The 14,382-nt window shown below is 70.3% G+C and carries 16 protein-coding genes; 10 read left to right on the forward strand and 6 right to left on the reverse strand.

Annotation, left to right across the window (positions count from 1 at the left end):
- Nucleotides 1–2 precede the first annotated feature (2 nt).
- Nucleotides 3–1,394 (reverse strand): sensor histidine kinase, encoded by a 1,392-nt coding sequence (locus tag GA0115233_RS14070; protein WP_107406431.1) that lies wholly within the window; start codon nt 1,392–1,394, stop codon nt 3–5.
- A 9-nt stretch (nt 1,395–1,403) separates the two neighbouring features.
- The gene (locus tag GA0115233_RS14075) at nt 1,404–2,090 is read right to left on the reverse strand and encodes a response regulator transcription factor (RefSeq protein ID WP_093720525.1); all 687 of its coding nucleotides are present in this window, start codon (nt 2,088–2,090) and stop codon (nt 1,404–1,406) included.
- Between the two features lie 289 nt (nt 2,091–2,379).
- Here GA0115233_RS14075 and GA0115233_RS14080 point away from each other — a divergent pair, with 289 nt between their 5' ends.
- The 8 genes from GA0115233_RS14080 to GA0115233_RS14110 all read left to right on the forward strand — a co-directional run bounded on the left by GA0115233_RS14080 (nt 2,380) and on the right by GA0115233_RS14110 (nt 8,866).
- A complete protein-coding gene (locus GA0115233_RS14080; RefSeq protein ID WP_093720526.1) occupies nt 2,380–3,156 on the forward strand; it encodes an amino acid ABC transporter ATP-binding protein in 777 nt (258 codons plus the stop codon).
- Between the two features lie 80 nt (nt 3,157–3,236).
- Nucleotides 3,237–4,085, forward strand: a complete 849-nt coding sequence (locus GA0115233_RS14085; protein ID WP_176711771.1) for a glutamate ABC transporter substrate-binding protein — start codon at nt 3,237–3,239, stop codon at nt 4,083–4,085.
- A gap of 134 nt (nt 4,086–4,219) precedes the next feature.
- A complete protein-coding gene (locus GA0115233_RS14090; RefSeq protein WP_093720528.1) occupies nt 4,220–4,897 on the forward strand; it encodes an amino acid ABC transporter permease in 678 nt (225 codons plus the stop codon).
- A complete protein-coding gene (locus GA0115233_RS14095) occupies nt 4,894–5,802 on the forward strand; it encodes an amino acid ABC transporter permease (protein ID WP_093720529.1) in 909 nt (302 codons plus the stop codon). The genes GA0115233_RS14090 and GA0115233_RS14095 overlap by 4 nt, the downstream gene beginning before the upstream one ends.
- 199 nt (nt 5,803–6,001) lie before the next feature.
- A complete protein-coding gene (locus GA0115233_RS14100; protein ID WP_093720530.1) occupies nt 6,002–7,642 on the forward strand; it encodes an FAD-dependent monooxygenase in 1,641 nt (546 codons plus the stop codon).
- 75 nt (nt 7,643–7,717) lie between these two features.
- The gene (locus GA0115233_RS42335; RefSeq protein ID WP_351985706.1) at nt 7,718–7,804 is read left to right on the forward strand and encodes a putative leader peptide; all 87 of its coding nucleotides are present in this window, start codon (nt 7,718–7,720) and stop codon (nt 7,802–7,804) included.
- A 79-nt stretch (nt 7,805–7,883) separates the two neighbouring features.
- Nucleotides 7,884–8,426 (forward strand): cysteine dioxygenase, encoded by a 543-nt coding sequence (locus GA0115233_RS14105; RefSeq protein WP_093720531.1) that lies wholly within the window; start codon nt 7,884–7,886, stop codon nt 8,424–8,426.
- A 14-nt stretch (nt 8,427–8,440) separates the two neighbouring features.
- On the forward strand, nt 8,441–8,866 hold the full coding sequence (locus GA0115233_RS14110; protein WP_093720532.1) for a rhodanese-like domain-containing protein: 426 nt from the start codon (nt 8,441–8,443) through the stop codon (nt 8,864–8,866).
- Between the two features lie 104 nt (nt 8,867–8,970).
- Here the strand turns inward: GA0115233_RS14110 and recX are convergent, their stop codons facing one another.
- Entirely contained in the window at nt 8,971–9,822 is an 852-nt protein-coding gene (gene recX / locus GA0115233_RS14115) for a recombination regulator RecX (protein WP_093720533.1), read from the reverse strand.
- 4 nt (nt 9,823–9,826) lie between these two features.
- Entirely contained in the window at nt 9,827–10,951 is a 1,125-nt protein-coding gene (gene recA / locus GA0115233_RS14120) for a recombinase RecA (protein ID WP_093720534.1), read from the reverse strand.
- A gap of 255 nt (nt 10,952–11,206) precedes the next feature.
- Between recA and GA0115233_RS14125 the strand changes: the two genes are divergently transcribed.
- Complete coding sequence (locus tag GA0115233_RS14125) at nt 11,207–11,779, forward strand: GNAT family N-acetyltransferase (protein ID WP_093720535.1); 573 nt, start codon at nt 11,207–11,209, stop codon at nt 11,777–11,779.
- 6 nt (nt 11,780–11,785) lie between these two features.
- Here the strand turns inward: GA0115233_RS14125 and GA0115233_RS14130 are convergent, their stop codons facing one another.
- Together GA0115233_RS14130 and GA0115233_RS14135 are read right to left on the reverse strand one after the other, a co-directional pair.
- Nucleotides 11,786–13,042, reverse strand: a complete 1,257-nt coding sequence (locus tag GA0115233_RS14130) for an AI-2E family transporter (RefSeq protein ID WP_093720536.1) — start codon at nt 13,040–13,042, stop codon at nt 11,786–11,788.
- A gap of 92 nt (nt 13,043–13,134) precedes the next feature.
- A complete protein-coding gene (locus GA0115233_RS14135) occupies nt 13,135–13,332 on the reverse strand; it encodes a DUF3046 domain-containing protein (RefSeq protein WP_093720537.1) in 198 nt (65 codons plus the stop codon).
- Nucleotides 13,333–13,411: 79 nt separating this feature from the next.
- On the opposite strand from GA0115233_RS14135, the gene GA0115233_RS14140 reads away from it, so the two are divergent.
- Nucleotides 13,412–14,356: a hypothetical protein gene (locus GA0115233_RS14140; RefSeq protein ID WP_093720538.1), complete on the forward strand. Its 945-nt coding sequence runs from the start codon at nt 13,412–13,414 to the stop codon at nt 14,354–14,356.
- Nucleotides 14,357–14,382: the final 26 nt, after the last annotated feature.

Genomic DNA, 14,382 nt, shown 5'->3' on the forward strand with positions numbered 1-14,382 from the left:
GCTCACTCCGCCGACGGCCCCCGCGGCACCCGCACCGTCACCTTCAGCCCGTGCGGCTTGTGATGGGCGTACGCGATGGTGCCGCCGCCCGCCGAGAGCAGGGCCCGGGAGATGGACAGGCCCAGGCCGGAGCCCTTGACGTTCTGATGGCGGCCGCTGCGCCAGAAGCGGTCGCCGATCCGGCCGAGCTCCTCGTCGGTCAGCCCGGGGCCGAGGTCGGTGACCACGACGCTGGCACTGTCGCCGTTGGAGGCGACGGTCACCTCGACGCGCTCCCCCTCTGGGGTGAACTTCACGGCGTTGTCGATCACCGCGTCCAGCGCGGAGGACAGGGCCACCGGATCGACCCACGCGGTGGTCGCCGGGCACTCCCCGACCAGGGCCACGCCCTTGGACTCGGCCGTGGGTGACCAGGCCGCGACCCGCTCGGCGGCCAGCGCGCCGATGTCGGTGAGGCGCAGCTCGGCCGCGGTGTGCTCGGCGAGCGCCAGGTCGAGCAGATCGTCCAGGACCTGGGCCAGGCGTTTGCCCTCGGCCTGGACCGACGCGATCTCCTCATTGCCCTCGGGCAGTTCCAGGGCGAGCAGTTCGATGCGCAACAGCAGCGCCGACAGGGGGTTGCGCAGCTGGTGCGAGGCGTCGGCGACGAAGGCGCGCTGCTGCTCCAGCACGTCCTCGACGTTGTCGGCCATTTCGTTGAACGACCGGGCCAGCCGTCTGAGTTCCGGCGGGCCGCCGGCCGCCGCGACCCTGGTCTTGAGTCTGCCGCTGGCGATGGCGTGGGTGGTGGCGTCCAGGATGCGCACCGGCCGCAGGACCCAGCCGGTCAGCCGCAGGGCCGCGCCGACGGCCAGCAGCATGGCCGCGAACTCGCCCGCGGCGATGAGCAGCCAGCCGCGCAGGATCCGCGAACGCATGTCCCCGGTGGGCGAGTCGGTGACGACGACCGCGACGACATCGCCGTCCCGCACGACCGGGGAAGCGACCACGAGCCGCCCGTGCTGCCACGGCCACACCTGCTCCGGGTCGTGGCTACGACGGCTGAGCAGCGCCTCCTCGAAGGCCTCGCGCACCTCGCCGGACTCGGGCAGGAACCACGTCTCCGGGGCGTTGGCCAGCGGGGTGTCCCCGGGCAGGAAGACGCCCGCGCGGATGCCGTAGACGCCGTAGTAGCTCTCCAGGGCGTGGCTGAGGTTGCGGCCCTCGTCGCTCGGGCCGTGGGAGGTGTCCATGACGGAACGGGTGACGGCGGCGAAGTACGCCGTGTCGTCGATCCGGTCGACGACCACCTTCTGCTGCTGGGCGGCGGCCAGGCTGACGGCGAGCGGGATGCCGAGCGCCAGCAGTACCGCCGCCATCAGAACAATCAGCAGCGGGAGAAGTCGAGTGCGCACCCGTCCCCGCTAGGCGGCCGGGGCGACGAGCCGGTAGCCGACGCCGCGCACGGTCTCGATCAGGGCCGGCATGCGCAGCTTGGAGCGCAGCGAGGCCACATGGACCTCCAGGGTGCGTCCGGTCCCCTCCCAGCTGGTCCGCCAGACCTCGCTGATGATCTGCTCGCGGCGGAAGACCACGCCGGGCCGCTGGGCGAGCAGCGCCAGCAGGTCGAACTCCTTGCGGGTGAGCTGGACGACCGAGCCGTCCACGCTGACCTGCCGGGTCGGCAGCTCGATGTGCACCGGGCCCAGCCGCAGCACGGTGTCCGCGGCTCCGGTCGGGTCCTCGTGGACGTTGCGCCGGCTGACGGCGTGGATCCTGGCGAGCAGCTCGCCGGTGTCGTACGGCTTGACCACGTAGTCGTCGGCGCCGAGGTTGAGGCCGTGGATGCGCGAGCGGACGTCGGAGCGGGCGGTCACCATGATCACGGGCGTGCTGGTGCGCTTGCGGATCTTGCCGCAGACCTCGTAGCCGTCCTGGTCGGGCAGGCCGAGGTCGAGCAGGACGACCCCGAAGCCGGGGCCCTCCGGGACCAGTGCCTGGAGCGCCTCCTCGCCGCTACGGGCGTGCGTGACGTCGAAGCCGTGCCGCGCCAGGACCGCGGACAGGGCGGCGGCGACGTGGTTGTCGTCCTCGACGAGGAGCAGTCTCATCCGTCCCCCTCCTGTTCATCGGCCGTACGGGTGGTCGAGCTGGAACACGACCGGGCACGCGCGCGCGTGCCCATGGCAGTCACGCTGATGGACGCCAGCGGCGTCAAGTGGGTTCCGGTTGCGCGAGGCTTGTCGTTATCCACCCGGTACGCGCCCAGGTCGCAAGTGCTACGACACGTGTCTGATTGCTACCGGATCGTGATGCTCAAATTCCCCTCAGGACTAATGACGCAGGTCGGATACGGTTATTACTGTCCTCCGAAACCGAGGAGGACGGAGCCTGAGAGCGATGACCGAAGTATCGGTGGCCAAGGAAGATAGGGCCGCGAACGGCGAGCTGGTCGTCCTGAAGAGCGTCAACAAGCATTTCGGCGCGTTGCACGTGCTCCAGGACATCGATCTGACGATCGCCCGCGGCGAGGTCGTCGTGGTCATCGGACCCTCCGGGTCCGGGAAGTCCACCCTGTGCCGCACCATCAACCGTCTGGAGACGATCGACTCGGGCTCGATCACCATTGACGGCAAGCCGCTGCCCGCCGAGGGCAAGGCGCTTGCCCGTCTCCGTGCCGATGTCGGCATGGTTTTCCAGTCATTCAATCTCTTCGCACACAAGACGGTGCTGGAGAACGTGATGCTGGGCCAGATCAAGGTCCGCAAGGTCGACAAGGCCAAGGCGGAGGAGAAGGCCCGCAAGCTGCTCGACCGGGTGGGTGTGGCCAGCCAGGCGGACAAGTACCCCGCCCAGCTCTCCGGTGGCCAGCAGCAGCGTGTGGCCATCGCGCGCGCCCTCGCGATGGACCCGAAGGTCATGCTCTTCGACGAGCCGACCTCGGCCCTCGACCCGGAAATGATCAACGAGGTGCTGGAGGTCATGCAGCAGCTCGCCCGGGACGGCATGACCATGATCGTCGTCACCCACGAGATGGGCTTCGCCCGTTCGGCCGCCAATCGAGTGGTGTTCATGGCCGACGGCCGAATCGTCGAAGAGGCTGTGCCGGACCAGTTCTTCAGCAACCCGCGCAGCGACCGTGCCAAGGACTTCCTGTCCAAGATCCTGCACCACTGACGGCGCGCAGACGTCCCCGCAGTTCCGCGCCACCCGCACTCACGGATCGCCCTCTCTTCACCAGACAAAGGATGTTCACCATGAAGCTCCGCAAGGTCACCGCGGCGGCCGCCGCTGCGTTCGTCCTCTCCCTCACCGCGACCGCCTGCGGTGGCGACGACAACGACAGCAGCAGCTCGGACACCGGCGCCAGCGGTGGCGGCAAGATCAAGGTCGGTATCAAGTACGACCAGCCCGGTCTGGGCCTGAAGGAGCCCGACGGTTCCTTCTCCGGCTTCGACGTCGACGTCGCCACGTACGTGGCGGGCGAGCTCGGCTACGAGCCGGACCAGATCGAGTTCGTCGAGACCAAGAGCGCGGACCGCGAGAACGCGCTCGCCCGCGGCGACGTGGACTTCATCGCCGCGACGTACTCCATCACCGACGAGCGCAAGGAGAAGGTCGACTTCGCCGGCCCGTACCTGCTCGCCCACCAGGACCTGCTGGTCAAGAAGGACTCGGACATCACCGAGGCCACGGACCTCAACGACAAGAAGCTGTGCTCGGTGGTGGGCTCCACCTCAGCGCAGAACGTGAAGAAGGACTTCGCGCCGAAGGCGCAGCTGACCGAGCGTGGCGGCTACTCGGAGTGTCTCTCGGCTCTGCAGAGCGGCGCCGTTGACGCGCTGACCACGGACGACTCGATCCTCGCCGGCTACGCGGCGCAGGACCAGTACAAGGGCCAGTTCAAGCTGGCCGGCCTGAAGCTCAGCAACGAGAACTACGGCATCGGTGTCAAGAAGGGTGACACCGAGATGGTCAACAAGATCAACGCCGCCCTTGAGAAGATGGTCAAGGACAAGGCCTGGGAAAAGGCCGTCGAGGAGAACTTCGGCCCGGCCGACTACAAGTACGAGCCCGCGCCGAAGATCGGCAACATCGTTCAGTAACGCGGACTCCACCCTCCGTGCCGCCGCCGTCGGCCTGACCCTCGCGGCGGCGGCGCGGCACGTCAGTGCGGTGCGGCCCGACACGAACCGCCCCGTACCCCACGTTCGCCACCCACCCGGAAGCGCGGGAGATCGTGTTCGACTTTCTTTCTGACTATGACGACCCGAGCCTGCTCGGCGCCTTCTGGGTGACGGTGCAGCTCACATTCCTCTCGGCCGTCGGTTCCCTGATCTGGGGAACTTTGCTGGCGGCCATGCGGGTCAGCCCTGTTCCGCTCATGCGCGGTTTCGGCGCGGCCTACGTGAACATCGTCCGCAACATTCCTCTCACTGTCATCATCGTCTTCACCTCTCTCGGCCTGGCCGACATCTTCGGCGTGGCGTTGGGCGCGCCCGACGACTTCGAAGTCAAGTACTTCCGGCTGGCCGTCCTCGGTCTGGTCGCCTACACCGCCGCGTTCGTCTGCGAGGCGATCCGATCCGGCATCAACACGGTGCCCGTCGGACAGGCGGAGGCGGCACGCGCGATCGGGCTGAGCTTCAGTCAAGTGCTCAGGCTCATCGTGCTGCCGCAGGCCTTCCGCTCGGTCATCGGTCCCCTGGCCAATGTGCTGATCGCATTGACCAAGAACACGACCGTGGCGGCCACCATCGGTGTGGCAGAAGCCGCCTTGCTGATGAAGGAAATGATCGAGAACGAGGCGCAGGTGCTGCTCATCGGTGCGATCTTCGCCTTCGGGTTCATCGTACTGACCCTGCCCACCGGCCTGTTCCTCGGCTGGCTGAGCAAGCGACTGGCGGTGAAGCGATGACGTCCGTTCTCTACGACGCCCCCGGCCCCAAGGCCAAGCGGCGCAACGTGATCTTCTCTGTGGTCTTCTTCGTCCTGCTCGCCCTGCTGCTGTGGTGGGTCTGGCAGGTGATGGACGACAAGGGCCAGCTGAGGTGGGCCCTGTGGAAGCCCTTCACCACTTCCGAGGCCTGGACGACCTATCTGCTGCCCGGGCTGGCCAACACTTTGAAGGCCGCCGCGCTGTCCATGGTCATCGCTCTTCCGTTGGGCGCTGTCCTCGGCATCGCCCGGATGTCCGATCACCGCTGGGTGCGTGTGCCGGCGGGCGCGGTGGTGGAGTTCTTCCGCGCCATCCCGGTGCTGCTGCTGATGCTGTTCGCGAACGAGTTCTACGTCCGCTACATCGAGATCCCCAGCGCCTCCCGGCCTCTGTACGCGGTCGTCACCGGCCTGGTGCTCTACAACGCGTCGGTCCTGGCCGAGGTCGTACGTGCCGGCATCCTGTCCCTGCCCAAGGGACAGACGGAGGCAGCCCAGGCGATCGGTCTGCGCAAGGGCCAGACGATGTCGAGCATTCTCCTGCCGCAGGCGGTCACTGCGATGCTCCCGGCGATCGTGAGCCAGCTGGTCGTCATCGTGAAGGACACCGCGTTGGGCGGCGTGATGCTCGGCTTCACCGAGCTGCTGAGCGAGCGCTCCACACTCGCGGCCAACTACGCGAACGTCATCCCGAGCTTCATCGTGGTGGCGGTCATCTTCATCGTCCTCAACTTCATCCTGACCAGCTTCGCGAGCTGGCTGGAGGGCAGGCTGCGGCGCAGCAAGCGCTCCACCGGGGCGGTGCTGGGCGCGGAGGAAGTGGACGAGCTGAACGCCGCGGAGATCGGCACCCCCCGCGGCACCAAGGCCGCCGACGGCACCTGACGGCCGGTCAAGTGACCTGAGCGACACCCGAAGCACGGTGTGAACGACACGAAGGCAGTGGCATGATCGCCACTGCCTTCGGTCACTTGACGCAAGCACCGGCAATAGGTTGCATACGTTCTGTGATCGTGCACCCTGCTCAAACCTCCTGTTCACACCTGTCCCTGGGGACACCGCCGCGGGCAGGGGGCACCTCGCCGTGGACCCGGTGATCATCGTCGGAGCGGGGCCCGTCGGGCTCACGCTCGCCCTTGCGCTGGCGCGCCAGGAGGTGCCGTCGGTCGTCCTCGACGAGGGACCCGGCAAGGACGAACCCCGCCTCGCGCGCACCGTCGTACTGCGCGAGGACACCGCCGCCCTCATGGAGCGGCTCACCGGTCTGCCGATGGCGCAGGCCGGCTGCCGTTGGGCCGGATGGCGGTCCATGCGGCGCAGGCAGGTGATGCGCCGGGTGTCCTTCTGCACCCCTCCCCCGGACGAGACCGTCGCCGAGGACGTCTCCTACAAGCCCGCCGCGCCCGTGCACATCGCCCAGCACGTCCTGACCGGCGCCCTGCGTGCGGCGCTGGCCGGTGAGTCCCTGGTGCGGATCGTGGTGGACAGCCGCGTCGACGGCATCGAACAGGAGTCCTCCGGCGTCAGCGCGCACACCCGCGGCGCCAAGGGCACCTGGTGGCGCGGCAGTTACCTGGTCGGCTGCGACGGCCCCCGCTCCACCGTCCGCAAGCTCCAGGACATCCGCTTCCCCGGCCGTACGGCGGTCGAACGGCACGCCGTCGCCACCCTGCGCGCCGAACTGCCCTGGTCCGGTGAAGCGTTGCTGCACCGGATGCCGCCGTGGCGGACGACGGGGCCGTCGGCCGGGGAGATCACCGCGCGTCCGCTGCCGGGCGGCGCGTGGCGGCTGGACTGGCTGCTCCCGCCGGGCAAGGACCTGGTCACTCCGGAGCTGCTGGTGGCGCGCGTCCGGGAGACCCTCGCGGGCTGGTCGGACGGCCCGACCCCGGCGTACGAACTCCTCGACACCGGCGTGCACACCGTGCACCACCGGCTGGCGCGGCGCTGGCGGGTCGGGCGGGTGTTCCTCGCCGGGGACGCGGCGCACCTGCTTGGGGCGCTCGGCACGCACGGGCTCGACGAGGGGCTCAGGGACGCCGACAACCTCGCCTGGAAGCTGGCGCTGGCCTGGCATCACGGGCCGCGCGAGGCGCTGCTGGACAGCTACCAGACGGAGCGGCGCGCCGTCGTCGCCGCCCGGCTGCGCGCCGCCGACCAGGCACTTCCGCTGCTGCGCGGGGGCGGCGGGCTGCGCGCGTACGTCCCCGGCTCGGCCCGGGGCCATGACACGCTGCTCGCCGAGGGCCACCTGGGGCACGGCGCGCTCGGTGCGCCGGGGGCGTACGCCGACTCGCCGCTCGCACCCCGGCATCTGGAGGGCGAGGTCTCCGTCGACACAGCGGTGGGAGCGCCGGTCGCCGATGTACGGGTGACCGCGGAGGACGGCTCGTTCGTACGGCTGCGGGACCGGCTGGGGCGGGGCGCGCTGCTGGTGCTGCTGATCGCGCCGGGCACGGGGGTGTGGGACCGCAAGCACTGGGTGACCGCCGGGATCATGCCCCGGCTGGCGGCGGCCGTGGCGGCGCTGCCGCATCCGGCGGAGCTGCTGGTCGCCGAGACCTACCCGGGTGCGCCGGCGCACAGCGTGCTGCTCATCCGGCCCGACGGCCACCTGGTCACGGCGCTCGGCGGGGTGCGTCCGGCCGACCTGTACGCCGCCGCGGAGGCCACGCTGGGCGGTCCGGTGGAGTCGGGGGCGCAGGCCACGGCGGGGTCGCGCTGAACGGTTCCGGCGCTGCTGTGTCCACATTCTGATGGTGAGTTGACCGCCCCGGACGGTCATGGTGTACTCCGCACCATGACCGACACCTGCGTGCACTTGTGGCGGAAGGTCCATGTGGACCTCGTCCGCTACGCGGGCTGCATGTGTACCCGGTCCTGCTGAATTCGCATCCCTCTCTCCTTCGCGCGCACCGCTGTCGTGCCGTCGCGCGCACTCGCGAACCCTCATCAGGACGGTTGAAGTGTCTGCGTTTCCCCCTTCCGCTGTAGCCCGCACTGCTGCCCAGTCCGCCGCTCCTACGCAGACGGACCTCCTCGAATTCGCCCGGCGCACGGCTGCCGACGCCGAGCTGATCGCCTCCCTTCCGCTCGACCCCGAGGGCCGTACCTGGGTACGCCTGGACGGCCCCGGTGGCAGCGAGGCCTGGCTGATCGGCTGGCCGCCCGGCACGGGTACCGGCTGGCACGATCACGCGGACTCCGTCGGCGCGTTCGTGACGGCGGCCGGTGAGCTGAAGGAGAACTCGCTCGCCGCCCGGCTGCCCACGGACGGCTGGAAGACCCTGGAACTGAGCGAGGACGTCGACCGGGAGCGCCGCCTTCCGGCCGGGCAGGGCCGCCCCTTCGGCCGCCACCATGTCCACGAAGTGCTCAACGAGTCGACGGACCGGCACGCGATCTCCGTGCATGCCTACTACCCACCGCTGCCCCGCATCCGCCGCTACAGCCGCACCGGTCCGATCCTGCGTCTGGAGCAGGTGGAGCGTCCGGAGGACTGGCAGTGAGCGGGGGACCGGCAGTGAGCGCGGGCGGCGAACAGCCGGTCGGGATCGACGAGTTGCTGGACCGCGTCCGCGCGACCTACGCACGCGTGGAGCCCCGCGAGGCCTACGAGGCCGCCCGCTCCAGTGAGGCGCTGCTGGTGGACATCCGGTACGCGGCTCTGCGGGAGCGGGACGGGCTGATCCCCGGCGCGCTGGTGGTCGAGCGCAACGAACTGGAGTGGCGCCTGGACCCGCGGGGCAGCCACCGCCTCCCGGAGGCCGACAGCCACGACCTGCGGGTGGTGGTCATCTGCAACGAGGGCTACGCCTCCAGCCTGGCGGCGGAGTCCCTGCACCGGCTGGGTCTGCACCGGGCGACCGATCTGACGGGCGGTTTCCAGGCGTGGCGGGCGGCGGGGTTGCCGGTGACGGTGCCCGAGGGGGCGCCGGAGGAGCAGTAGCGCTGCCGGGGCCGCGCGGGGCGCGTGATCCGCACCGTAGGAAACGCGTCTCTGCTCCGCAGGAAGCACGTCTCTGCTCCGTAGGAGGCGCGTCTCCGCCCCCCTCAGTACCCCTCGTCCTCCAAGAACTCCGTGTCCTCCCCCTCTGCCTCCAGTGCCTGGCGGACCACGCGCAGGGCCATCCCCTCGGGGTACCCCTTGCGGGCGAGCATCCCGGCGAGGCGGCGCAGGCGCTTGTCGCGGTCGAGGCCGCGGGTGGAGCGGAGTTTGCGGTCGACGAGTTCGCGCGCGGTCGCCTCCTCCTGCTCGGAGTCGAGCTGGGCGACGGCCGCGTCGATGAGGGCGGAGTCGACGCCCTTGGTGCGCAGTTCCTGGGCGAGGGCGCGCCGGGCGAGGCCGCGTCCGTGGTGCCGGGACTCCACCCAGGCGTCCGCGAACGCGCTGTCGTTGATCAGCCCGACCTCCTCGAACCGCGACAGCACCTCCTCGGCCGCCTCGTCCGGGATCTCCCGCTTGCGCAGGGCGTCGGCGAGCTGCTTGCGGGTGCGCGGAGTCCCGGTGAGCAGGCGCAGGCAGATCGCCCGTGCCCGCTCCACCGGGTCCCCCGGGGGCTCCCCCTCCTCGGCCCTCGACGAGGCTGAGGTGCCTCCGTCCTCACCGGACGGCTCGTCGCGACCGCGCCGACGGCGCCCCCGGGCGCCGCCCGCGCCACGAGCCCCGCCGGCTCTCCGGCGCGTACCACCGGCGAGCTCATCGGCCTGCGACGCCGGGTCACCGTCTGCCCGGTGCCCGCCGCCGTACGCTCCGTCCATACCCGGGACGCCGCCTGCGCCGTACGGCCCGTGCTCGCCGTAGGCGTCGCCGTCCCGGTCCGTGGAGCCTCGGACACCTCGCCCGCCCCGCTCCCCCGGCGGGTCGGGCCGGGTGTACTCGGCCCAGTCGGTTCGTCGTGTCACGGGGTCAGCTCTTGGCGGCGGCGGCCTTGGTCTTGGAGGCCTTGGCCGTGGCCGGAGCGGGCACCGTCTTGGCGTCGGCCGCGGCGGCGGAACCCGCGGCGTCCGCACCCGGCTCGGCGGCCGGCTCCTCCGGACGCACGCCGACGCCCAGCTTCTCCTTGATCTTCTTCTCGATCTCGTTGGCGAGGTCGGGGTTGTCCTTCAGGAAGTTGCGCGCGTTCTCCTTGCCCTGGCCGAGCTGGTCGCCCTCGTACGTGTACCAGGCGCCGGCCTTGCGCACGAAGCCGTGCTCCACACCCATGTCGATCAGGCCGCCCTCGCGGCTGATGCCCTGGCCGTAGAGGATGTCGAACTCGGCCTGCTTGAACGGCGGCGCGACCTTGTTCTTGACGACCTTGCAGCGGGTGCGGTTGCCGACCGCCTCGGTGCCGTCCTTCAGGGTCTCGATGCGGCGGATGTCGATACGCACCGAGGCGTAGAACTTCAGCGCCCGGCCACCGGTCGTGGTCTCCGGGGAGCCGAACATCACGCCGATCTTCTCGCGCAGCTGGTTGATGAAGATGGCGGTGGTCTTGGACTGGTTGAGCGCGCTGGTGATCTTCCGCAGCGCCTGGCTCATCAGACGGGCCTGCAGACCCACGTGGCTGTCGCCCATCTCGCCCTCGATCTCCGCGCGCGGGACGAGCGCGGCGACGGAGTCGATGACGATGAGGTCGAGGGCGCCGGAGCGGACCAGCATGTCCACGATCTCCAGAGCCTGCTCGCCGTTGTCCGGCTGGGACAGGATGAGGTTGTCGATGTCGACACCGAGCTTCTTGGCGTACTCGGGGTCCAGGGCGTGCTCGGCGTCCACGAAGGCGACCTGGCCGCCCGCCTTCTGGGCGTTCGCCACCGCGTGCAGGGTCAGGGTCGTCTTGCCGGAGGACTCCGGTCCGTAGATCTCGACGACACGGCCGCGCGGCAGGCCGCCGACGCCGAGGGCCACGTCGAGCGCGGTCGACCCGGTCGGGATGACCTCGATGGGCTCCTTCGAGCGCTCGCCCATGCGCATGACCGCGCCCTTGCCGAATTGCCGTTCAATCTGTGCGAGCGCGGCATCCAGGGCCTTCTCGCGGTCGGTTCCTGCCATGGGTTCCACCCGATTTGCTTGAGTCGATCGCTTCACGTCAAAGACGCTAACGCCTGCCACTGACAATGCGCCCCGACGCCCGTCCGGCCTGTGGATAACTCGGGCACTTCACCACCGAAACCATGGCAAAACACCCGCCGTGAACCCTGCCGGAGCCTCCATAAGAATGGATGTTCGATTTTCGTGTCAAGCGCACCACGCGGGGCGCGGCAGCGGGCTTGAACACGGGGGTGACGACAGTTCTATGGTGCAGTCATGACCATCGAGGTGCGCCCGGCGTCGGTCTTCGAGGACGTCCGGGCCGTGCTCGGCCCGAAGTCACCGAACGCCAACGTCTGCTGGTGTCTGAGCTACCGGATCCCCTCCAGGCTCAACAACGAACTGCGCGGACCGGCCCGCGGCGAGTACGTCGCCGAGCTGTGCCGCGCCGAACCGCCGCCCGGGGTACTCGCCTACGACGGCGACGAGCCGGTCGGCTGGGCCGCGGTGGCCCCGCGCGCGGACACGACCTTCGCCCGCAACCGCAAGATCCCGCACGTCGACGACCTGCCGGTCTGGTCGCTGTGGTGCGTCCGGGTCCGCCCCGGCCACCGCAAGCAGGGCATCTCCCACGCCCTCATCTCGGGAGCGGTGGAGTTCGCCCGCGCCCACGGCGCGCCGGTCGTGGAGGCGTACCCCCTCGACAACGGCGACGCCAGGGTCGACCTGACGATGGCCTACGCAGGGCTGCGCAAGAACTTCGAGCGCGCCGGGTTCGTCCACGTCGCCGACACCACCTCGCTGCTGGCCGGACACCCCCGCGTCCTGATGCGGCTCGACCTGCGCTGAAGAAGGTCAGCCCTCGCCGGACCCCGGCGCCTCGGCGGGCTGTCCCTCCGGCCGCAGCCAGGCACGCGCGCGTGCCACCAGGCTCGGCCGCGAGTCGCGGCCGCGGTGCCCCTGCACACGCGGGTCGTCGGTCACGTCGTACCGCTTTACATAGGCGCCCAGGAACGCCTGGAGGGTGGCGACCGCCGGAATCGCGATCAGGGCGCCCACCGCGCCCAGGAGCGCGGTGCCGGCTATGACGGAGCCGAAGGCCACCGCGGGATGCAGGTCGACGGTCTTCGCGGTCAGCTTCGGCTGGAGCAGGTAGTTCTCGAACTGCTGGTACACCACCACGAAGACCAGCACCCACAGCGCGTACCAGGGATCGACCGTGAAGGCGATCAGCATGGGCAGGGCGCCCGCGAGATACGTGCCGATGGTGGGGATGAACTGCGAGACCAGACCCACCCAGACGGCGAGCACGGGCGCGTACGGCACCTCCAGGGACTGGAGCAGGATGTAGTGCGCGATCCCGGAGATCAGCGCCATCAGTCCGCGGGAGTACAGGTAGCCGCCGGTCTTGTTCACCGCGATCTCCCACGCGCGCAGCACCTCGGCCTGCTTGGCGGGCGGCAGCACGGAGCACAGGGCGCGGCGCAGACGCGGGCCGTCCGCGGCGAAGTAGAACGAGAACAGCGTGATCGTCAGCAGCTGGAAGAGACCGCCGAGGACCTGCGCGGAGACGTCGAGGACGCCGGTGGCGCTGTTCTGCACGTAGTTGCGCAGCCAGTCCGAGCGCAGCAGCCCCTCCTGGATGTCCACCCGCTTCAGCTCGGTGTCGAAGTGGGTGTTGATCCAGTTGATGACCGAGTCGAGGTACTCCGGGAAGTCCTCGACCATGGTGACGATCTGGCCCGCCAGCATCGAGCCCATCAACGTGACGAACCCGGCGGAGGCGACCATCACGGTGAGGAACACCAGCGCGGTGGCCAGGCCCCGGCGTATCCCGCGGGCGGCCATCCAGCTCACCGCGGGCTCGACGGCCAGCGCCAGGAAGAACGCGATGAGAACGTTGATCAGCAGCCCGGTCAGCTGGTGGAAGGCCCAGCTGCCGAACTGGAAGGCGCCGACGAGCGCGAGCGCCAGCACCATCGCGCGCGGGAGCCAGCGCGGCATGCGGTCGTTCGGCCGCGCCGCGCCGCCGGCCGGGGGCCGCGGGTGCGGCGTCGTGCCGGTCGGGGTGCTGTCCTGGGCGAGCTGCCCGGTGTCGTCGGTGGGTGCCACGGAGCAAGTCTCACCCACGCCACCGACAATCGGGACCGCCCTGTGATCCTCGTGACGTGTCAGCGCTGTTCTTGTGGCACGTTCATGACGTGTCAGCGCTGTTCCTGTGGCACGTTCATGACGTGGCAGACCACCCGCCACACGTCCTTGGCCTCCCAGCCGGCGTCCAGCGCCTCGTGCACGGTGCGTCCGCCGAGTTCCGACATCACGTGATCGCGCGCGAAGGTCTCGGCGTACCCGGTCGTGCCGAAGTGCTCCGCCATCCGCTCCCAGAAGACCGTCAACCTCATGACATCAGTATCCCGCCCTGCGGGTGGGCCCTGGCCGGACCCCCTCGGCGAGACCGCTTTCCGGCCTACGGTCTGCCCCATGGCCGAATCAGGAGCTTCCCCACTCCCCCCGTCGCCCTCGGCGCACTCCCCGCTCTTCCGCGCCGAGCAGTTCGTGTGGCTCACCGCGCGCGTGCTGGAGCAGCGCCTCTTCGCGTACCACTTCCTGCACGGCGGCGCGGACCCCGTGGAGACCGCGCTGGACGCCTACCGCAACGGCGACGGCGGCTACGGGCACGCGCTGGAGCCCGATCTGCGCGGTCCCGTGAGCCAGCCGCTGCACACCGCGCACGCGCTGCGGGTACTGGACGCCGTCGGCCGCTGCGGTGGTCAGCGCGTGGAGCGGGTGTGCCGCTATCTGACCTCGGTCTCCACGAAGGACGGCGCCCTGCCGGTGGTCCATCCCGGCCAGCGGGGCTATCCGGCGGCGCCGTACCTGCCCGTCGAGGACGACCCGGGCAGCGAGCTGCTGGCCACCGGCCCGGTGGTGGGCGTGCTGCACCGCAACGAGGTCTGGCACGCGTGGCTGTTCCGGGCCACGGACTTCTGCTGGCAGGCGGTCCAGTCCCTGGAGAAGTCCCACCCCTACGAGATCCGGGCCGCCGTGGCCTTCCTGGACTCCGCGCCCGACCGCGCCCGCGCGGAGGCGGCCGCCGACCGGCTCGGCCGACTGGTGCGGCAGCAGCGGCTCGTCGCGCTGGACCCGGACCGCCTCACCGAGTTCCCGGTGCCGTCCGGGTACGCCCCCGCCGAGCACCACTTCCCGCACGACTACGCGAGGTCCCCGCAATCGCTGGCCCGCGCGTGGTTCACCGATGACGAGATGAGCCGCTCACTGGACTTCCTCGCTGCGCAGCAGCAGGACGACGGGGGCTGGCCGGTCCGGCGACGGCGCTGGTCGCCCGCCCCCGCGCTGGAGGCGCGCTCCCTGGTGACGATCGAGGCGCTGCACACCCTGCGCGCCTACGGGCGGGCCATCGGGTGACGCGCCGAGCCTCCGGCCTCTGCCGG

The organism is Streptomyces sp. DI166 (genome assembly GCF_900091315.1).
Lineage (GTDB): Bacteria > Actinomycetota > Actinomycetes > Streptomycetales > Streptomycetaceae > Streptomyces > Streptomyces fuscus.

Bases quoted from the DNA above. Each gene is read 5' to 3' on its own strand.
- GA0115233_RS14080 (WP_093720526.1), top strand. From the start codon at position 2,380: ATGACCGAAGTATCGGTGGCCAAGGAAGATAGGGCCGCGAACGGCGAG.
- GA0115233_RS14125 (WP_093720535.1), top strand. From the start codon at position 11,207: ATGACCATCGAGGTGCGCCCGGCGTCGGTCTTCGAGGACGTCCGGGCC.
- GA0115233_RS14075 (WP_093720525.1), bottom strand. From the start codon at position 2,090: ATGAGACTGCTCCTCGTCGAGGACGACAACCACGTCGCCGCCGCCCTG.
- recA (WP_093720534.1), bottom strand. From the start codon at position 10,951: ATGGCAGGAACCGACCGCGAGAAGGCCCTGGATGCCGCGCTCGCACAG.
- GA0115233_RS14095 (WP_093720529.1), top strand. From the start codon at position 4,894: ATGACGTCCGTTCTCTACGACGCCCCCGGCCCCAAGGCCAAGCGGCGC.
- GA0115233_RS14135 (WP_093720537.1), bottom strand. From the start codon at position 13,332: ATGAGGTTGACGGTCTTCTGGGAGCGGATGGCGGAGCACTTCGGCACG.
- GA0115233_RS42335 (WP_351985706.1), top strand. From the start codon at position 7,718: ATGACCGACACCTGCGTGCACTTGTGGCGGAAGGTCCATGTGGACCTC.
- GA0115233_RS14085 (WP_176711771.1), top strand. From the start codon at position 3,237: ATGAAGCTCCGCAAGGTCACCGCGGCGGCCGCCGCTGCGTTCGTCCTC.
- GA0115233_RS14140 (WP_093720538.1), top strand. From the start codon at position 13,412: ATGGCCGAATCAGGAGCTTCCCCACTCCCCCCGTCGCCCTCGGCGCAC.